Origin of the sequence: Bradyrhizobium sp. UNPF46, assembly GCF_006658625.1 — a bacterium.
GTDB lineage: Bacteria > Pseudomonadota > Alphaproteobacteria > Rhizobiales > Xanthobacteraceae > Bradyrhizobium > Bradyrhizobium nitroreducens.
On sequence record NZ_LFJB01000023.1, the window covers coordinates 13,709 to 32,191 of the forward strand.

General features: G+C 64.6%; 16 protein-coding genes. 8 read left to right on the forward strand and 8 right to left on the reverse strand.

The genetic code is table 11. The features are described from left to right. The first annotated feature begins 125 nt into the window (after nt 1–125). Nucleotides 126–1,235 carry a CaiB/BaiF CoA transferase family protein gene (locus UNPF46_RS10820; RefSeq protein WP_142250007.1) on the forward strand — a complete coding sequence of 370 codons (1,110 nt, stop codon included), beginning with the start codon at nt 126–128 and terminating at the stop codon, nt 1,233–1,235. A gap of 65 nt (nt 1,236–1,300) precedes the next feature. On the opposite strand, the gene hppD is transcribed toward UNPF46_RS10820, so the two are convergent. Continuing rightward, nucleotides 1,301–2,416, reverse strand: a complete 1,116-nt coding sequence (gene hppD, locus UNPF46_RS10825) for a 4-hydroxyphenylpyruvate dioxygenase (protein ID WP_142250008.1) — start codon at nt 2,414–2,416, stop codon at nt 1,301–1,303. 121 nt (nt 2,417–2,537) lie between these two features. Here hppD and UNPF46_RS10830 point away from each other — a divergent pair, with 121 nt between their 5' ends. Both UNPF46_RS10830 and UNPF46_RS10835 read left to right on the forward strand, forming a co-directional pair. After that, the gene (locus UNPF46_RS10830; RefSeq protein WP_142250009.1) at nt 2,538–3,017 is read left to right on the forward strand and encodes an Lrp/AsnC family transcriptional regulator; all 480 of its coding nucleotides are present in this window, start codon (nt 2,538–2,540) and stop codon (nt 3,015–3,017) included. A 74-nt stretch (nt 3,018–3,091) separates the two neighbouring features. After that, the gene (locus UNPF46_RS10835; RefSeq protein WP_100180720.1) at nt 3,092–3,403 is read left to right on the forward strand and encodes a DUF1272 domain-containing protein; all 312 of its coding nucleotides are present in this window, start codon (nt 3,092–3,094) and stop codon (nt 3,401–3,403) included. A gap of 86 nt (nt 3,404–3,489) precedes the next feature. Here UNPF46_RS10835 and fahA read toward each other — a convergent pair whose 3' ends face one another. The 5 genes from fahA to UNPF46_RS10865 all read right to left on the reverse strand — a co-directional run bounded on the left by fahA (nt 3,490) and on the right by UNPF46_RS10865 (nt 9,204). Beyond that, nucleotides 3,490–4,791 carry a fumarylacetoacetase gene (gene fahA / locus UNPF46_RS10845; RefSeq protein ID WP_142250010.1) on the reverse strand — a complete coding sequence of 434 codons (1,302 nt, stop codon included), beginning with the start codon at nt 4,789–4,791 and terminating at the stop codon, nt 3,490–3,492. A gap of 179 nt (nt 4,792–4,970) precedes the next feature. Further along, nucleotides 4,971–6,317 carry a homogentisate 1,2-dioxygenase gene (gene hmgA / locus UNPF46_RS10850; protein WP_181769882.1) on the reverse strand — a complete coding sequence of 449 codons (1,347 nt, stop codon included), beginning with the start codon at nt 6,315–6,317 and terminating at the stop codon, nt 4,971–4,973. A gap of 2 nt (nt 6,318–6,319) precedes the next feature. Further along, nucleotides 6,320–7,276, reverse strand: coding sequence for an MBL fold metallo-hydrolase (locus UNPF46_RS10855; protein ID WP_100180717.1), 957 nt, complete (start codon nt 7,274–7,276; stop codon nt 6,320–6,322). 36 nt (nt 7,277–7,312) lie between these two features. After that, complete coding sequence (locus tag UNPF46_RS10860; protein ID WP_018646238.1) at nt 7,313–7,537, reverse strand: DUF2783 domain-containing protein; 225 nt, start codon at nt 7,535–7,537, stop codon at nt 7,313–7,315. A gap of 38 nt (nt 7,538–7,575) precedes the next feature. Further along, entirely contained in the window at nt 7,576–9,204 is a 1,629-nt protein-coding gene (locus UNPF46_RS10865; protein WP_100180716.1) for an FAD-dependent oxidoreductase, read from the reverse strand. Between the two features lie 108 nt (nt 9,205–9,312). Between UNPF46_RS10865 and UNPF46_RS10870 the strand changes: the two genes are divergently transcribed. Next, the gene (locus UNPF46_RS10870) at nt 9,313–9,855 is read left to right on the forward strand and encodes a MarR family winged helix-turn-helix transcriptional regulator (protein WP_142250012.1); all 543 of its coding nucleotides are present in this window, start codon (nt 9,313–9,315) and stop codon (nt 9,853–9,855) included. On the opposite strand, the gene UNPF46_RS10875 is transcribed toward UNPF46_RS10870, so the two are convergent. Further along, on the reverse strand, nt 9,852–10,598 hold the full coding sequence (locus UNPF46_RS10875; RefSeq protein ID WP_142250013.1) for a hypothetical protein: 747 nt from the start codon (nt 10,596–10,598) through the stop codon (nt 9,852–9,854). The genes UNPF46_RS10870 and UNPF46_RS10875 overlap by 4 nt on opposite strands. A 93-nt stretch (nt 10,599–10,691) precedes the next feature. Further along, the gene (locus UNPF46_RS10880) at nt 10,692–11,498 is read right to left on the reverse strand and encodes an N-acyl homoserine lactonase family protein (RefSeq protein ID WP_142250014.1); all 807 of its coding nucleotides are present in this window, start codon (nt 11,496–11,498) and stop codon (nt 10,692–10,694) included. A gap of 373 nt (nt 11,499–11,871) precedes the next feature. Between UNPF46_RS10880 and UNPF46_RS10885 the strand changes: the two genes are divergently transcribed. The 4 genes from UNPF46_RS10885 to UNPF46_RS10900 all read left to right on the forward strand — a co-directional run bounded on the left by UNPF46_RS10885 (nt 11,872) and on the right by UNPF46_RS10900 (nt 18,480). Next, nucleotides 11,872–13,413 carry a caspase family protein gene (locus tag UNPF46_RS10885; protein ID WP_142250015.1) on the forward strand — a complete coding sequence of 514 codons (1,542 nt, stop codon included), beginning with the start codon at nt 11,872–11,874 and terminating at the stop codon, nt 13,411–13,413. 146 nt (nt 13,414–13,559) lie between these two features. Then, entirely contained in the window at nt 13,560–14,243 is a 684-nt protein-coding gene (locus tag UNPF46_RS10890; RefSeq protein ID WP_174719252.1) for an OmpA family protein, read from the forward strand. Nucleotides 14,244–14,401: 158 nt separating this feature from the next. After that, the gene (locus tag UNPF46_RS10895; RefSeq protein WP_100180710.1) at nt 14,402–15,331 is read left to right on the forward strand and encodes an efflux RND transporter periplasmic adaptor subunit; all 930 of its coding nucleotides are present in this window, start codon (nt 14,402–14,404) and stop codon (nt 15,329–15,331) included. Next, a complete protein-coding gene (locus UNPF46_RS10900; RefSeq protein WP_100180709.1) occupies nt 15,331–18,480 on the forward strand; it encodes an efflux RND transporter permease subunit in 3,150 nt (1,049 codons plus the stop codon). The genes UNPF46_RS10895 and UNPF46_RS10900 overlap by 1 nt, the downstream gene beginning before the upstream one ends. Nucleotides 18,481–18,483: the final 3 nt, after the last annotated feature.

An 18,483-nucleotide genomic window follows, 5' to 3' on the forward strand; every position in this document is an offset into this window, starting at 1 on the left:
AACCGCTTGCCTCGCAGGCGTGAAGGCGAGAAAAGTTAATCAGCCGATTAACTCGCTCCAAAGAAGAACGTCAGCAGCGATTGCGGAATCATCGGCATTCGCCCGCGACCCGAGGAAACAACAACGTGCTCGATAAATCAGCCCCCTCCACGTCCGTCCGCGCCTCCGGCCCGCTCTCGGGCTTCCGCATCGTCGAATTCGCCGGCATCGGGCCCGGCCCGTTCGCCTGCATGATGCTGGCGGATATGGGCGCAGACGTCGTCACGCTCGACCGTGTCGGCGCGAAGAAGAGCATGAAGTCGGTGGCGGGCCGCGGCCGCAAGGTGATCGAGCTCGATCTCAAGGACAAGGCGGCGATCGCGCAAGTGCTGGACCTGCTCGCCAGCGCCGATGCGCTGGTCGAAGGCTTTCGTCCCGGCGTGATGGAGCGGCTGGGCCTCGGGCCGGACGTCGTGCTCGCGCGCAGTCCCAAGCTGGTCTACGGCCGCATGACGGGCTGGGGCCAGGAAGGCCCGCTGGCGAATGCCGCCGGCCACGACATCAATTACATCTCCATCACCGGGGCGCTCGCTGCGATCGGCACGAAGGAAGCGCCGGTGCCGCCGCTCAACCTGGTCGGTGATTTCGGCGGCGGCGCGCTCTATCTCGTCGTCGGCGTGCTCGCAGCGCTGCTGGAAGCGCAAAGGTCCGGCAAGGGCCAGGTCGTCGACGCCGCGATGTGCGACGGCGCGGCGTCACTGATGTCGTTCTTCTTCGACATGACCACGCTGGGACGCTGGACCGAGGGGCGTAACCAGAACTTCCTCGACGGCGGCGCGCATTTCTACGGCGTCTATGAATGCGCCTGCGGGCACTTCGTCTCGATCGGCTCGATCGAACCGCAATTCTACGCGCTGCTGCGCGAGCATGCGGGCCTGACAGATGCCGATTTCGACGCGCAGATGAACCCCAAGGCCTGGCCGGCGCTGAAGGAGAAGCTGAAGGCGGTGTTCAAGAGCAAGACGCGCGAGGATTGGTGCAAGATCATGGAAGGCACCGACATCTGCTTCGCGCCGGTGCTGACCATGTCGGAAGCGACGAAGCATCCGCACATGGTCGCGCGCAACGTGTTCATCGAACGCCATGGCGTGAAGCAGCCCGCACCGGCGCCACGGTTCTCGCGCACGCCGTCAACGGTGCGCGAGCCGGAGGGCGCGGAGATCGGCGCGGTGATGCAGGCGTGGGCGGGGCGTTAGCCCCTCTGCTGTCGCCTAACTCTCCGCTGTCGTCCCGGACAAGCGAGCGTAGCGAGCGCAACAACCTATGCCGCATCCACCTTCAACACTCCGCGGCGGATCTGATCCTCCTCGATCGATTCGAACAGGGCCTTGAAATTGCCCTCGCCAAAACCGTCGTCGCCCTTGCGCTGGATGAACTCGAAGAAGATCGGACCGATCGCGTTGGCCGAGAAGATCTGCAGCAGCACCTTGGTCTGGCCGCCTTCGACGACGCCTTCGCCGTCGATCAGGATGCCGTTCTTTCGTAGCCTCGCCAGATCCTCCCCATGCTTGGGCAGCCGCGCGTCGACCTTCTCGAAATAGGTGTCGGGCGGCGACGGCATGAACGGCAGGCCGGCCTCGCGCAGGCCTTCGATGGTGCGGTAGATGTCGCGGCAGCCGCAGGCGATGTGCTGGATGCCCTCGCCGCGATAGGTCTTCAGATATTCCTCGATCTGGCCGGCATCGCCGGCGTCCTCGTTGATCGGAATCCGGATCTTGCCGTCGGGGCTGGTCAGCGCGCGCGAGAACAGGCCGGAGGCGCGGCCCTCGATGTCGAAGAAGCGGATCTGGCGGAAATTGAAGATCCTTTCGTAGAAGCCGGTCCAGACATCCATGCGGCCGCGATGGACGTTGTGGGTGAGATGGTCGAGATAGAACAGGCCGGCGCCGGCAGGCTTGGGATCGCGCGCGCCGAGCCATTCGTACTCCGCATCATAGGCCGAGCCTTTGGCCCCGTAGCGATCGACGAAATATAGCAGGCTGCCGCCGATGCCCTTGATCGCGGGCACATCGAGCGTCTTCTGCGCGGATGACGCTTCCGCAGGTTCCGCGCCGAGCGAAATCGCGCGGTCATAAGCCGCCTTGGCATCGACGACGCGGAATGCCATCGACGGCGCACAGGGGCCGTGCGCGGCGACGAACTCGTAACCGTGGGTGCCGGGCTCCTCGTTGACGAGGTAGTTGATGTCGCCCTGGCGATAGACCGTGATCTTCTTGGTCCTGTGGCGCGCGACCGGCGCATAACCCATCAGCTTGAACAGCGCGTGCAGCTCTTCCGGATGGGGATGCGCGTATTCCACGAACTCGAACCCGTCGGTGCCCATCGGATTGTCGGCGCTGACAGTGGCCGGCGGTGCATCGTGCGGAAACGGTCCCATGGTGTTCTCCCGAATGGTTGCTGGAAGGAATTGTCCTTCATGGGAAGCGCAAGAGGCGTGCAAAGAGGATGGCTTCCAGCTATCCTATGCACGATCCGTGCATGATATGGACAAATAACGCATGACTTCAGTCGACGCCTTCGACCTCAAGATCCTCGGCGCGCTCCAGGACGATGGCCGCCTCACCAACCAGGAGCTTGCCGAACTCGCAGGCCTGTCGGCCTCGCAATGCTCGCGCCGGAGGATGCGGCTGGAGGAAGAGAAGGTGATATCGGGCTATCACGCCGATCTCTCCAGCGAGGCGCTGGGCTTCGGCGTGATCGCCTTCATCCAGGTGGGGCTTGCGACCCATTCGCCTGACAATTCCAAACGCTTCCGCGCACTGGTGAACCGCATCGACGAGATTCAGGAGGCCTATTCGCTGACGGGCGATGCCGACTACGTGCTGAAGGCCGTGCTGCGTGATCTCAAGGGCCTCTCCAACCTCGTCAACGACGTCCTGATGCCGCACCAGAGCGTTGCGCATGTACGCTCCTCGATCGTGCTGGACAGGTTGAAGGAAAGCTCGCGATTGCCGCTGAAGGAGATCAAGCCCGGCTGAAATCGAGGGAACTAAGTCATTCGCGCTGGCTCCGCGATCTGCGATGATCGCAGCCCCATGTGCGGAGATTTAACATGGCCCTCCAGCTTCGACCGAACTGCGAATATTGCGATTGCGACCTGCTGCCGGATGCAACCAACGCGCGGATATGTTCCTACGAGTGCACGTTCTGTGCGGACTGCGTCGAGACAAAGCTCTTCAATGTCTGCCCGAACTGCGGCGGTGGCTTTGCGCCGCGCCCGATCAGGCCGACTCGGGAATGGCGGCCGGGCGTGTGCACCAGCAAGCAGACGCCGTCCGACCAGCGGGTGCATCTGAAATACAGCGTGGAGGATGTCGCCGCGCATTGCGCGCGGATCCGCGACGTGCCGCCGGAGATGCGGTGATTTAGCCGGTCATTCCGGGGCGATGCGCAGCATCGAACCCGGAATCTCGAGGTTCTCTGGTGCGCAAGCGCGCACCATAGTTCGCGCTACGCGCGCCCCGGAACGACTGGATCTCGCTCCGCCGCCAGAATGGTTCCCTCGACCTCGCCGAAGCCGACGCGATAGCCGTTGCCCTGGCACCAGCCGCGCATGACGAGACTGTCGCCGTCCTCCAGGAACGAGCGCCTGGCGCCGCCGGGCAATTCGACCGGCTCGGTACCGTTCCAGCTGATCTCGAGCAGGCTGCCGCGCTGGTTCTTCTCCGGCCCGGAGATGGTGCCGCTGCCGAGGAGATCGCCGACATTCATGGCGCAGCCGGAGGAGGCGTGGTGCATCAATTGCTGCACCGAAGACCAGTACATGTATTTGAAACTGGTGCGGCTGATGCTGGTCGGCGCGTTGGCCCCGGCCGCGCGCAAGGACACGTCCAGCTCGACATCGTAGTTCTGCGGCTTGGTCTGCTTGAGATAGTCCAGCGGCACCGGCTGCTGCTCCGGCCCCTTCAGGCGGAACGGCTCCAGCGCCTCGCGCGTCACCACCCACGGACTGATCGAGGTCGCAAACGCCTTGGCCAGGAACGGGCCGAGCGGCACATATTCCCATTGCTGGATGTCGCGCGCGCTCCAGTCGTTGAGGAGCACGAAGCCGAAGATCATCTCCTCGGCCTGACTCTCCGTGAGCATGCCGCCCATCGGGGAGGACTGGCCGATCACGACGCCCATCTCCAGCTCGAAATCGAGCCGCTTGCACGGGCCGAAGCTCGGCAGCTCGACATTCGGCGGCTTGAGCTGCCCGCGCGGGCGCTTCACCTTGGTGCCCGACACCACCACCGTGGAGGCGCGGCCGTTATAGGCGATCGGCATATGCAGCCAGTTCGGCTGCAGCGCATTGTCCTTGCCGCGGAACATGACGCCGACATTGGTGGCGTGCTCCTTCGACGAGTAGAAATCGGTATAGCCGGAGACGGCGAACGGCATATGCAGCCTTGCTTCACGCATCGGCACGAGCGCTCGGCTGCGCAGCTCTTCATTGTCGCGCAGCTCGGGATGATCCACACGCAGGATCTCGCTGATCCGCGCCCGCGTCTTCGTCCAGACCTTTGGCCCCAGCGCCATGAACGGATTGAGCGATGGCGTCGCGAACACACCAAGCGGTCCGACATCGAGCCGCGAGTCTTGCTCAAGCTCCCAGAGATCGAGCACGTAGTCGCCGATTGCCACGCCAACGCGAGGCGTCGGATTGGACGCAGTGGAGAACACGCCATAGGGCAGGTTCTGGATCGGGAAGTCGGAGGAAGGATCGACTTCGATGAAGGAGCGGAGGCTGGGGTCGTTGGGGTGAGCTGTCACTTTCGGCTCGATTCTTTCTTCCTTCTCCCCTTGTGGGAGAAGGTGGCGCGAAGCGCCGGATGAGGGGTATCTATCCGCGGGACCGGATGAGAGAGGGGTACTTGCGGAGACAGACCCCTCACCCGTCCCGCCGCTGCGCGGCGAGCCACCCTCTCCCACAAGGGGAGAGGGGAAGAATACTACGGCCGGTTCGGATCGAACCGCTTCTCGAGTCCCTTCCAGCAATCCGCGTAATCATCCTGCAATGTCGATGCGTTCGCCGCATGCGCCGTAACGCGCTGCGGGTAGCGGGTCTCGAACATGAAGGCCATGGTGCCGGTCAGCTTCACCGGCTTCAATTCGCCGTTGCTGGCATGCTCGAACGCGTCGCGATCGGGGCCGTGCGGCAGCATGCAATTGTGCAGGCTCATGCCGCCGGGGACGAACCCCTGCGGCTTGGCGTCGTAGACGCCATAGATCAGGCCCATGAACTCGCTCATGATGTTCATGTGGTACCAGGGCGGACGGAAAGTGTTGTCGGCCACCATCCAGCGCTCGGGGAAGATGACGAAATCGATGTTCGCGGTGCCCGCGGTCTCCGATGGCGAGGTCAGCACGGTGAAGATCGAGGGATCGGGATGGTCGAAGCCGATCGCGCCGACAGGCGAGAAGGTGCGCAGATCGTATTTGTACGGCGCGTAATTGCCGTGCCAGGCGACCACGTCGATCGGCGAATGCGGCAAGGTCGTCTTGAACAGCGACCCGCCCCATTTCACGAACAGCTCGGTCGGCGTGTCCTTGTCCTCGTAATGCGCGACGGGCGTGAGGAAGTCGCGCGCGTTGGCGAGGCAATTGGCGCCGATCGGACCGCGCTCCGGCAGCGTGAAGGCGCCGCCGTAATTCTCGCAGAGATAGCCACGCGCCGGCCCGTTCGGGATCTCGACGCGGAACTTGACGCCGCGCGGGATCACCACGATCTCGCCGGGCTCGGCATCGATGCGGCCGAACTCGGTGACGAGACGCAGATTGCCCTGCTGCAGCACGAACATCAGCTCGCCGTCGGCATTGTAGAAATGCTGGTCCACCATCGACTTGGTGATGAGATAGACATGCGCGGCCATGCCGGCTTGGGTGTTGACGTCACCCGCCGTCGTCATGGTCTGCACGCCCTGCACGAAGGTGACGTCATCCTTCGGCAGCGGCGTCGGATCCCAGCGCATCTGCGCGATCGGCAAATCATATTCGTGGCACGGCGCCGAGCGCCACAGGCCGGCATCGGCCTTCTCGAAGCGGCCGGAGTGCCTCACCGAGGGGCGGATGCGGTAGAGCCAGGAGCGCTCATTGGTGCCGCGCGGCGCGGTGAAGGGCGAGCCGGACAATTGCTCGGCATAGAGCCCGTAGGCGCAGCGCTGCGGAGAGTTGCGCCCGATCGGCAGCGCACCCGGCAGCGCCTCGGTCTCAAAGCTGTTGCCGAAGCCGGACATGTAGCCCGGCGTCACCTGGGCCGAGCTGCGGACGATCTGGTCGGGCGAGGTGTTGATGTTCATGACTATCCTCCTCCTTGCAAGTTCGCCCACATCTCCTGGTCGCGCTTGTCGGTCCAGATCACGGGGTCGTCGATCCCGGACGCTTCGTCATAGGCGCGCGACACGTTGAACGGCAGGCAGTGCTCGTAGATAGCGAAGCTGGAGAATTTCGGATCCATCACCTCGCGCGTCGCCGCCATCGTCTCCTTCAGCGTGCGCCCCTTGGCGACCGAAATCTCGGCGGCGCCATAGAGCGAGGTGACGAAGTCGCGCGTCATCGCAATGGCCTCGCGCACCGTGGCGGTACCCTTCAGCGCATCGCCGCGCCCCGGCGCGATCGCCTTGGGATTGAAGTTGCGGATCTCGGTCAGCGTCATCGGCCATTCGCGCAAATGCGCATCGCCGCAATAGCAGGCCGAGTGATATTCGATGAGGTCGCCGGAGAACATCACTTCCGCATCCGGCACCCAGGCGACGATGTCGCCGGAGGTGTGGCCCGCCCCGAGCTGCATCAGGCGCACCTCGCGCTTGCCGAGATAGATCGACATCTCGCCTTCGAAGGTCAGTGTCGGCCAGGTCAGGCCGGGAATGCTGGCTGCATCCTGGAACAGCCGGGGGAAGCGGCCATATTCGGAATCCCAATCCTGCTTGCCGCGCTCCTCGATCAGCCGATAGGTCTCCTGCGAGGCGACGATGCCTTGCGCCTTGTAGGCGGAGGCCCCGAGCACGCGCACCGCATGATAGTGCGACAGCACGACATATTTGATCGGCTTGTCGGTGACGGCGCGCACGCGCTCGATCACCTTGTTCGCCATCGCCGGCGTCGCCTGCGCGTCGAACACCAGGCAGCCGTCGTCGCCGACGATCACGGCCGTGTTCGGATCGCCCTCGGCGGTGAAGGCGTAGAGATCGGTGCCGATCTCGGAGAAGGTGATCTTCTTCTCGGCGAGATCGCCGGTGGATGCGAAGTTCTTCGCCATCAATTCGTCCTTTGAGCTGTGCTTCAGGTTGTTGGGCTATTGTTGTTGCTGTTGCTGCTGCTGGCCGTCGATCATGCGGCGCCTGGCGAGCCCGATCGCCTCACGCAGCACGTCGATATCGCCGATATGGTTGGCGAGGATCAGCACCAGCGCCGCGTCGAAATCCGCGCTCTGCTCCTCGGTGAGGCCGCGATGCGCTTCGACGATGGCACGAAAGGCGTCGTCAGGTCGCGCGAAATTGGAGCTGGTGGACAACGGCATGCAAATCCTCGGTTCAAGCCTTCTTTTGGTTCAGGCCTTCAGTTCAGGCCTTGTGCGCGCGACAGCGCCGCAGCGATGGCTTCGCGCGTCGGATGGCGGAAGCGCGCCGCGACATAGCCGTCGGGCCTCAGCAGATAGGCCGTGCCGGGCTCGGCATCATAACGTTGAGCGACAAGGCCCGAGGGATCGGCAAATCCGCTCCCGCCGATCCGAATATTCCTGACGCCATCCGGCGGATCGAGCGCGGCGCCATTGCTGAACGACAGCAGGGTGAAGTCCGTTCCATCCTTGCGGAAGGCATCCGTCAAGTAGCTCTGCTCGGCAATCGGGGCATCGAGCATGGAGCAGCCGGGAGGCGGACCGCCGCGCCAGGAATCTGCATCGCGCGATGACAGCTGCGAGTCATAGCTGCACGGCACCGACAGCCGGCCGCCATTGACCATGCGCTTGCCGAACTCGGTTTCCTTGGCGAGCGACAGCACCGCCTTGCGCAGCCGCGCTTCCTGATGCGAGTTCGGCGCCATGAAATCGGTCGAGCGGGTGGATTCGCGGATGTTCTCGTCGGCCGCCATGCTGCGCTCGGTGTGGTAGCTCTCCAGCAGGCTCGCGGGCGAAGTGCCGCGCAGCACGCGGTCGAGCTTCCAGGACAGGTTTTCGGCATCCTCGAGCCCGGAATTGGCACCGCGCGCCCCGAACGGCGAGACCTGATGCGCGGAATCGCCGGCAAAGATCACGCGGCCATGGATGAAGCGATCCATCCGCCGGCACTGGAATTTGTAGAGCGAGATCCACTCGAACTCGAACTCGTCGTGACCGAGCATGCGCGCGATCCGCGGCCGCACGTTTTCCGGCTTCTTCTCCACGACAGGATCAGCGTAACGGTTGAGCTGGAGGTCGATGCGCCAGACGTCGTCGGGCTGCCGGTGCAGCAGCGCCGAACGTCCCGCATGGAACGGCGGATCGAACCAGAACCAGCGCTCGGTCGGGAATTCCGCGGTCATCTTGACGTCGGCGATCAGGAACTGGTCCTCGAACACCTGGCCGGCAAACTCCGCCCCGACCATCTGCCGCAGCGAGGAGCGCGCGCCGTCGCAGGCGATCACATATTGCGCGTGCAGGCGATAGGCGCCGTCCGGCGTCTCGATCGTCAGCGCGACGCAATCGTTGCGCTGCTCCAGCGCCGTCACCTTGTTGCGCCAGCGCAGGTCGACCGCGGGCAGATCCTGGATGCGATCGACCAGATAGGCCTCGGCGTAATATTGCTGGAGGTTGATGAAGGCGGGCCGCTTGTGGCCGTCCTCGGGCAGCAGGTTGAACTGGTAGAGCAGGGACTCCCCGTGGAAGATCCGGCCGACGCTCCACACCACGCCCTTGGCGACCATGCGGTCGCCGACGCCGAGCCGGTCCCAATATTCCAGCGACCGCTTCGAGAAGCAGATCGCGCGGGAGCCCTCGCCAATGCGGTCGGCGTCATCCAGAAGGACGACGCGCTGGCCGCGCTGGGCGAGATCGATCGCGAGCGACAGCCCGACCGGGCCGGCGCCGACAATTACGACCGGATGCTCGGCCGGGCTTTGGCTGGCGCGGTCCTGATCGGGATGGCGGCGATAGCCGAACTGGGCTTTGGCCTGATGTGTCTTGACCGGAAGTGTCTTGGCCTGCGCCATACTCGAACCTCGGCTATGGTCAGGAGAGCACGGATCTGCTAGATAGTCTCACGTGCAACTATTTTGGACCGGAGCCGGCCGGCCGTCAACTGGAATTCGGAGCGCCCCTTGGCAAGGACATCCAGCGACACCGCACTGAAGACGCGCGAGGCCGATGAGGCCTCGGTGCGGATAAAGGCTCGGCTCGACCTGTTCAAGTTCGTGCCGTTCCGTCTCAACCGGCTCGCAGCAGAAGTCAGTTCCGCGCTCTCGGTCGAATATCAGGAACGGCATGGTCTCGATATTCCAGCCTGGCGCGTAATCGCAACGCTCGGGTTCCGCAACGATGCCTGCAGCGCGCAGTACATCGCGCAATGCACCCGCACGCACAAATCCACCATCAGCCGCGCGGTGACAATGTTGCTCCACGAGGATCTGATCGAGCGGGTCGAGAACGAAGCCGACCGCCGCGAATTCCGCCTGCAACTGACGACGAAGGGCCGCGCGCTCTACGAAGAGCTATTCCCGCAATTGCTGCGGCGGGAGGACGAGATCCTCGCCTGCCTCTCCGCGCAGGAGCGCAAGCAGCTCTCGGCGCTGCTCGGCAAGATCGAGGAGAGCCTCGATCTGATCCAGACCAGCAAGGAAGCGGACGCCAAGCAGGCGTATTAGGGCGCAGGCTGGTCGTCGATGGCTTGATCGGAGTCTCGCGCCTGGGCGCGACTGTCTTCCGGAGTCGTCGAGACATTCGTGGCGCCGGCTTCCTCCTCCGCTGATGGCGACGGTGATTGGGACTGATCTTCGGCTCGGTTACCCCTGAAACGGCGATGCAGTTTCTCACCCTGATCGAAAATGATGTTGAGCAGCCATCCTGCGATTGGTCGCGCGATGGCACGAAACGGCCTGGCGATGATGAAACCGCCTTTGACATTCTCGATCGGGAACGCCAATGCGTTGACCAGGGTATCGGCGGTAACATACCGATAATTTTCCGCCAGATGTTCGGTGTTCATCAGCATCTGGATGGCAGGCCTGTCGTTCTGACCTTCGACCAGGATCATCGCGGAAAATTTATCGTCCGAGCCGGTTAGCGCATTGGCCTCAGCCGTTGGGACAGGATGCAAGCGCACCACGCCGGCTTCGGTTTGCTGGCGGTAGTGCACGGCCAGCGTAAGCTCGCCCATCTGCACCGCGGCGAGCAGCGTATTGAGATAATCGGCGTTAAGCTCCGGCTTCTCGAAACTGACGCCCGGGACCATTTCGATGATATCGAGAATGCGGCCCAGATCAGCGGCGGCTGCAGCACGGTTGGCAAGACTCGCGGCCAGGTCGGCAATTGCCCCGGAAACTTTCGAGAAACGCTCGCTGACGCCCTTCATGGCGTCAGCGGCAAGGTCTTTGAGTTTTGAAAGCACGCCCAACACCTCAGTGAATGTCAGGCACAACCTAGGAATGACGTATGAATACGTCAATCAGCGTGCGCGCATCGCCCGCGCGTGACGACATCGTCACGTCGCAAACGACCGCGACGGCGGCAGATGCAGCGCCCAGGCGTCGACCTTGTCGCTGGCGCGCGGATAGATCTCCGTCACGATCGGATCGTGGCCGGGGATGAAGCGATCGGGATGGCCGGCGAGACGCTCGATCGTCTCCCAGCCCTGCGCCATGTCGCCGACATTGTAGACGATCGGGAACGGGCTCTTGCGCTGCAGATTGGCGTAGTAATGCGCGGCATCGGATGCCAGCACCACCGGTCCGCGCACGGTCTCGACCTTGACCACCTGCAGGCCGTCGGAATGGCCGCCGACACGGTGCACGGTGACGCCGGGCGCGACCTCGCCGTCGCCGGAATGGAAGGTGACGCGCTCGCCATAGACATGGCGCACCATCTGCGTGACGTGCTCGACCGTGAACGGATGACGCAACAGGCCGTTGCACATGCAGCGGCCGGTCGCATAGGCCATCTCGCGCTCCTGCAGATGGAAGCGCGCATTCGGGAAGCGATCGAGATTGCCGGCGTGGTCGTAATGCAGATGCGTCACGATGATATCGCGGATCTTCGACGCCGCGACGCCGAAGCGCTCCAGCGCATCGACCGGATTAAGCGTCAGCTTGCGCGCCCGCGCGCTCGCCTCCTCGGCATTGAAGCCGGTGTCGACCAGGATGTCGCGGCCGCCCCCGCGGATCAGCCAGACGAAATAGTCGAGATCCTGCGCCGCGCTGTCATGCGGATCGGGCGCCAGGAAGTTCATGCTGGGGGTGCGCGGCGACATCGTCGCATAGCGCAGGGCGTAGATCTCGTAGGCGTTTCCCATGTTTCTTGACTTTGCTTTTCTGAGTGGACGTTCCGGGACGAGCCTGCGCACCAAGCCATCATCGGCAGCAAAGGTCAAACGCCGCGCAGTGCGACGGAGACGGCCCTTCAATGTGAGACCCATCACATTTTGATCGCCGTGGTCGCCCTAACATGTTGCCGATAGGATCGAGCCGGATCGCGTCGAGCACAACCATGACCCCCCGTTTATTCCCCTTGCGGCGCGCCGAGGCGTTGCGGTCAATCGTCGCGATAACGCCGAATCTCCAAGCGGTTGACGCCCCCCGCCCTCGGTTTGATAATGAGGTAAGCGTAAGTTAAGGTCGCCGCGGCGCAAGCTGGAACGGCGCCTTTTTGGCTGGACCGCGCTGATTATGAAAATTCGCTTCTTTTTTCTTCTGCCCTTGCTCATCTCGCTCGTCCCGACAGCGCCATCGCTGGCGGCCGGTGACCGCTTTGCGCTGGTGATCGGCAATGCAAAATATCCCGATGCGGATGCCCCGCTGAAGGAACCGATCAATGACGCGCGCGACGTCGCCGACGAGCTGAAGCGCGACGGCTTTGCGGTCGAGATCGGCGAGAATCTGACCGGCGACGGCATGCGCCGCGCCTTCGACAAGCTCTACGGCAAGATCAAGCCCGGATCGGTGGCGCTGGTGTTCTTCAGCGGCTTCGGCATCCAGTCGGCGCGCCAGAGCTACATGCTGCCGATCGATGCGCAGATCTGGACGGAATCCGACGTCCGCCGCGACGGTTTCAGCCTCGAGACCGTGCTCGGCGAGCTCAACACCCGCGGCGCCGGCGTCAAGATCGCGCTGATCGATGCCAGCAGGCGCAATCCGTTCGAGCGCCGGTTCCGCAGCTTCTCGGCCGGCCTGACCCCGGTCATCGCGCCGAACGGCACGCTGGTGATGTATTCGGCGGCGCTGGCCTCGGTGGTCTCCGACGCCGGCGGCGACCACAGCCTGTTCGTCCAGGAGCTTCTGAAGGAAATCCGCGTCCCCGATCTGATGGCCGAGGAGACGCTGAACCGGACCAAGATGGGCGTCACCCGCGCCTCGCGCGGCGAGCAGGTGCCGTGGATATCCTCTTCACTGGCCGAAGATTTCTCGTTCAGCCCGGGCGCCGTCGGATCGCGTCCGGCACCAGCCACGCCGCCTGCGCCACCCGCACCGCCGCCGGTCGTTGCCAACAACCCGCCGCCCGCGCCGCCGACACCGCCTCCGCCGCCGAAGCCGGCCGACACTGCTGCGGCCCCGGCGCCAGCACCTGCTCCTCCGCCTGCACCCGCACCGGCTCCCTCGCCGAAACCGCAGGTCGAGGCAGCCCTGCCTCCGCCTCCGCCACCCCTGCCGGTAAAACCGATCGAGACCGCTCCGGGGCCGAGCCCGGACAGCGGGCCGAGTGCCGCGGCCCTGGCTGACGACCCGACGATCAAGAGCCTGACCTCCAAGATTGCGGCCAATCCGGACGACGTGAACGCGCTGTACCGGCGCGGCCAGGTCTATGCCAGCAAGGGCGCCTACAATCTCGCCATCAAGGATTTCGACGACACGCTCCGGATCAATTCGAAGGATGTCGAGGCGCTGAACAACCGCTGCTGGACCCGCACCGTGGTCGGCGACCTCCAGGGCGCGCTGAAGGATTGCAACGAGGCGCTGCGGCTGCGGCCGAACTTCGTCGATGCGCTGGACAGCCGCGGCCTCGTCAACCTCAAATCGGGCGCGGTCAAGAATGCCATCGCCGATTTCGACGCTGCCCTGAAGATCAACCCGCGCCTGACCTCCTCGCTCTACGGACGCGGCCTCGCCAAGCAGCGCAACGGCTCCGCCCAGGAAGGGGCGCTCGATATCGCCAATGCCAAGGCGATGGATCCGAACATCGTTCAGGAATTCGCAAGCTACGGAGTACGCTAGTATTTTTTTCGATTGAGGCAGGCGCCGCCTCGAACCTTGACGGCCCAGGAAAGACTAACAAACGGATGCCGCAGGCGGCCTTCTCCGGAAGGCCCATTGCAGGAATTTTCGAACCGCGCGAGCTGGCTGCGCAGGAGGGACTGGCTATGAAATCGGCTGCAAAGGGACTTACCGCGATCCTGTCCATCGTCACGCTGAGCGTTGCTCTTGGCGCCGCCCTGTCGCTGCCGACCTCGCCCGCATTCGCCGGCGATGACGGCAACAGCAAGAACGTCACCGAGGATGAGATCGTTCGAGCCCTGGCGCCGGCGCCGAAGAAGCCCCTGACCCGCGGCCTCTCGATCGCCCCGCAGGCCGATCCCGCGCCCAACGCGGCGGAGACCAAGCTGATCCAGTCGGTGCGCGGCCGCTCGACGCGTTCGCTGTCGTCGACCGAGCGCGAGGAAATCGCGTCAGTCGCCAAGGACAAGCCGAACATCGATCTCGAAATCACCTTCGACTACAACTCGGCCAACATCAGCGCCAAATCGATGCCCTCCGTGCAGGCGCTCGGCCGTGCGCTGACCAGTCCCGACCTCAAGGGCTCGACCTTCGTGGTCGCCGGCCACACCGACGCCGCCGGCGGCGAGGCCTACAATCAGGATCTGTCGGAGCGCCGCGCGGATTCGATCAAGCGTTACCTCGTCGAAAAGTACAGCATCGCGGCGACCGACCTCGTCACCGTCGGCTACGGCAAGAGCAAGCTGAAGGACCCGAGCCAGCCGATGGCGGAGGCCAACCGCCGCGTGCAGGTCGTCAATATGGAAAACAAGACCACCGCATCGAAGTAAGCACGACGCAATCCCTTGGAATGACCAGTCGTGATGTGGTGTAAAGTCTCGCTTGCAAAGCGCGTCCCGCAGCCTTGCGGGACGCCGCTTTGTTTCAGGGAAACGCTTTTCATGGGCCGCGCGCGGATGGCCGTGAGCCAGGCCAGGATGATCCGGCGATGAATCTCTCCGAATATCTCAAGCCTGCCGGAACCGTGGTGTTCGTCGTCGCGCTCGGCGTCGGCTATTACCTGTTCGAGCATCGCAAGCGCCCCGAGCCGAAGGAGACGCAAAGCGAGGCGCTCGTCATCGTGACGAAGTCGACCAACGCCTGCTTCTCCGACCTCGTGCGCGTCACCGGCTTCTTCGTGCCACGCCGCGAGGCCGTGGTCATCGCCGACCAGGAAGGCTCCAAGGTCACCGATCTCCTGGTCACCGAAGGCGCCGTCGTTGCCGACAATCAGGAGCTGGCGCGCCTGACCGCGCCGCCGCAGATCCCGGGCCAGCCGCAACGCCCCGGTCCGCAAGGCCCGATCTCGCTGAAGGCACCTGCGCCGGGCCTCGTCACTGAAGTCCGTACCATCGTCGGCGCGCCGGCATCCCCGCAGGCCGGCCCGATGTTCCGCATCGCCGTCAACAACGAGATCGAGCTCGATGCCCAGGTGCCGGCGGTGCACATGCCCAAGCTCAGCGCCGGCGCCACCGTGCGCATCAGCCGCGACGACGCGCCCGACCTGATCGGCCGTGTCAGGCTGGTTGCGCCCGAGATCGACCGCGCCACTCAGCTCGGCCGCGTCCGCATCAGCGTCACCAACAATCCGTCGCTCAAGGTCGGCGTGTTCGCCCGCGCCTCGATCGACGCCAAGCGAAGCTGCGGCGTCTCGATCCCCAAGACCGCGATCGACCATCTCACCATTCAGGTCGTCAAGGGCAACACGATCGAGACGCGCAAGGTGCGGGTCGGACTGTCGTCCGACAGCGCCACGGAAATCCTGGAAGGTCTCGACGTCGGCGAAATCGTCGTGGCCGACGCCGGCTCTTCACTCCATGACGGCGACCAGATCAAGACCATGTTCGCCGATGAACTCGATCGCACGCGGGTACGCTGATGGCTCTCAATATCTCGGCTTGGTCGATCCGCAATCCGCTGCCGTCGGTCGTCTTCTCGATCATCCTCCTGGTTCTCGGCTGGGTCTCCTTCACCAAGCTCGCGGTGACGCGGCTGCCGTCGGCCGACATTCCCGTAATCTCGGTCGTGGTCTCGCAATTCGGTGCGGCGCCCGCCGAACTCGAATCGCAGGTCACCAAGACGGTCGAAGACGCGGTTTCCGGCGTCGAGGGCGTGCGGCACATCACCTCGCAGATCACCGACGGCGTGTCGGTGACCACGATCCAGTTCGCGCTGGAGACCAACACCGACCGCGCCCTCAACGACGTCAAGGACGCGGTGACGCGCGTGCGCTCCAACCTGCCGCAGAACGTCACCGAGCCGCTGATCCAGCGCGTCGACGTGATCGGCCTGCCGATCGTCACCTATGCCGCGATCTCGCCCGGCAAGACGCCGGAGCAGCTCTCCTACTTCGTCGACGACGTGGTCAAGCGCGCCCTGCAAGGCGTGCGCGGCGTCGCCCAGGTCGAGCGCATCGGCGGTGTCGAGCGCGAGATCCTGGTCTCGCTCGATCCCGATCGACTGCAGGCGATGGGCCTGACTGCCGTCAATGTCAGCCAGAGCCTGCGCGGCACCAATGTCGACGTCGCTGGCGGCCGCGCCGAGATCGGCAAGAACGATCAGGCGATCCGCACGCTCGCCGGCGCCAAGACGCTGGGCGACCTCGCCGGCACCATGATCCCGCTGTTCGGCGGCGGTGAGGTCCGGCTCGACGATCTCGGCACCGTCACCGACACCATCGCCGACCGCCGCACCTTCGCCCGCTTCAACGGCGAGCCCATCGTCGCACTCGGCATCAAGCGCTCCAAGGGCGCCAGCGACGTGAAGGTGGCCGAGGCCGTGCAGAAGCGGGTCGACGCGCTCAAGGCCGCCTATCCCGACGTCGACCTCAAGGTGATCGACACCTCGGTCGAATACACCAACGGCAATTACCACGCGGCGATCTCGACCCTGTTCGAAGGCGCCATCCTCGCCGTCGTCATCGTGCTCTTGTTCCTGCGAGACCTGCGCGCCACCATCATCGCCGCGATCTCGCTGCCGCTGTCGATCTTCCCGGCGTTCTGGGCGATGGACCTGCTCGGCTTCTCGCTGAACCTCGTCAGCTTCCTCGCGATCACGCTGTCGACAGGCATCCTGGTCGACGACGCCATCGTCGAGATCGAGAACATCGTCCGGCACATGAACATGGGCAAATCGCCCTATCGTGCCGCGCTCGAGGCCGCCGACGAGATCGGCCTCGCGGTGATCGCGATCTCGCTGACCATCATCGCGATCTTCGCTCCCGCGAGCTTCATGTCGGGCATTGCCGGACAGTTCTTCAAGCAGTTCGGCATCACCGTCTCGGTGCAGGTGTTCTTCTCGCTGCTCGCGGCGCGCTTCGTCACGCCGGTGCTGGCCGCCTACTTCCTCAAGCACGGCAATCACGAGGAGCCGCCGCCCGGGCGCATCTTGCGGTCCTATCACCGCATCGTGGCCTGGTCGGTGAGACACTATTTCATCACGGTGCTGATCGGCTTCGGCGTGTTCGCGGCCTCGATCTGGAGCATCACGCTGCTGCCGCAGGGCTTCCTGCCGGCGCAGGACAGCGCACGGTCGCTGCTGGCGCTCGAGCTGCCGCCGGGCACGCAGCTCGCCTACACCGAAAAGGTCACCGAGGACATCGTCGCGCGCCTGCGCAAGCGATCCGAGGTGAAGAGCATCTTCGTCGACGGCGGGCGCGTCCCGCCCGGGACCCAGGAAGTCCGGCGCGCCTCGCTGATCATCAATTACACGCCCAAGGATGCCCGCGACATCACCCAGCGCGAGCTCGAATTCTCGATCAGCCAGGAATTGGAGAACATCCCCGACATCCGCTTCTGGTTCCTCGACGAGAACGGCCTGCGCGCCATCTCGCTGGTGGTGACCGGCGTCGACGCCAACATCGTCAACAATTTCGCGAGCGAGCTCGCGACGCAGATGAAGCGGATTCCCACGATCTCCAACGTGATCTCGGAGACCACGCTGGAACGGCCCGAGCTGCGCGTCGAACCGCGCGCGGATCTCGCCGCGCGGCTCGGCGTCTCGACCGAAAGCCTGTCGCAGACCATCCGCGTCGCCACCATCGGCGACGTCGGACCCGCGCTCGCCAAGTTCGACGTCGGCGACCGACTGGTGCCGATCCGCGTGCAGCTCGAGGATGCCGCGCGCGGCAATCTGAAGACGCTGGAGCAGCTGCGCGTGCCGCTCGGCGAGCACGGCGAAAAGGGCGGCGTGCCGCTCTCGGTCATCGCCGACGTCAAGCTCGACCAGGGTCCGACCAGCATCAACCGCTACGACCGCGAGCGGCAGGCGACCGTGGCCGCCGACCTCGTCGGCTCCGCCGCGCTCGGCGACGCCACCAAGAAGATCTACGACCTGCCGGTGATGAAGAGCCGGCCGAAGGGCGTGAAGGTCTCGCCCTCCGGCGACGCCGAAAGCCTGAACGAGCTGTCCGACGGCTTCGCCACCGCGATCACCGCTGGTCTGATGATGGTCTACGCGGTGCTGGTGCTGCTGTTCGGCACCTTCCTGCAGCCGATCACCATCCTGTTCTCGCTGCCGCTCTCGATCGGCGGCGCGATCGCGGCCCTGCTCCTCACCGGCAAGCAGCTCACCACGCCGGTGTGGATCGGCATCTTGATGCTGATGGGCATCGTCACCAAGAACGCGATCATGCTGGTGGAATTTGCGATCGAGGCCATCCACGCCGGCAAGCCGCGCGACGAAGCCATGATCGACGCCGGCATGAAGCGCGCCCGCCCGATCGTGATGACCACGATCGCCATGGCCGCGGGCATGATGCCGAGCGCGCTCGCGGTCGGCGCCGGCGGCGAATTCCGCTCGCCGATGGCGCTCGCGGTGATCGGCGGCCTGATCTTCTCGACCATCCTGTCGCTGGTGTTCGTGCCCGCGATGTTCATGGTGATGGACGATCTCGGCGCCCTGATCTGGCGCTTCGCCAAGCGGCTGATCGTGCACAGCGAGGATGCGGAGACGGGTGGTCATCACGACGCCGCACCGGCCGAAGCAGGGCCGGCGCCAAGGAATATCGTGCATCCTGCGGCGGAGTAGGAC

What these genes read in the sequence shown, in the direction of transcription:
- hppD (WP_142250008.1), bottom strand. Translation starts at nt 2,416, where the DNA reads ATGGGACCGTTTCCGCACGATGCACCGCCGGCCACTGTCAGCGCCGAC.
- UNPF46_RS10830 (WP_142250009.1), top strand. Translation starts at nt 2,538, where the DNA reads ATGACTTCAGTCGACGCCTTCGACCTCAAGATCCTCGGCGCGCTCCAG.
- UNPF46_RS10835 (WP_100180720.1), top strand. Translation starts at nt 3,092, where the DNA reads ATGGCCCTCCAGCTTCGACCGAACTGCGAATATTGCGATTGCGACCTG.
- hmgA (WP_181769882.1), bottom strand. Translation starts at nt 6,317, where the DNA reads ATGAACATCAACACCTCGCCCGACCAGATCGTCCGCAGCTCGGCCCAG.
- UNPF46_RS10855 (WP_100180717.1), bottom strand. Translation starts at nt 7,276, where the DNA reads ATGGCGAAGAACTTCGCATCCACCGGCGATCTCGCCGAGAAGAAGATC.
- UNPF46_RS10860 (WP_018646238.1), bottom strand. Translation starts at nt 7,537, where the DNA reads ATGCCGTTGTCCACCAGCTCCAATTTCGCGCGACCTGACGACGCCTTT.
- UNPF46_RS10865 (WP_100180716.1), bottom strand. Translation starts at nt 9,204, where the DNA reads ATGGCGCAGGCCAAGACACTTCCGGTCAAGACACATCAGGCCAAAGCC.
- UNPF46_RS10880 (WP_142250014.1), bottom strand. Translation starts at nt 11,498, where the DNA reads ATGGGAAACGCCTACGAGATCTACGCCCTGCGCTATGCGACGATGTCG.
- UNPF46_RS10885 (WP_142250015.1), top strand. Translation starts at nt 11,872, where the DNA reads ATGAAAATTCGCTTCTTTTTTCTTCTGCCCTTGCTCATCTCGCTCGTC.
- UNPF46_RS10890 (WP_174719252.1), top strand. Translation starts at nt 13,560, where the DNA reads ATGAAATCGGCTGCAAAGGGACTTACCGCGATCCTGTCCATCGTCACG.
- UNPF46_RS10895 (WP_100180710.1), top strand. Translation starts at nt 14,402, where the DNA reads ATGAATCTCTCCGAATATCTCAAGCCTGCCGGAACCGTGGTGTTCGTC.
- UNPF46_RS10900 (WP_100180709.1), top strand. Translation starts at nt 15,331, where the DNA reads ATGGCTCTCAATATCTCGGCTTGGTCGATCCGCAATCCGCTGCCGTCG.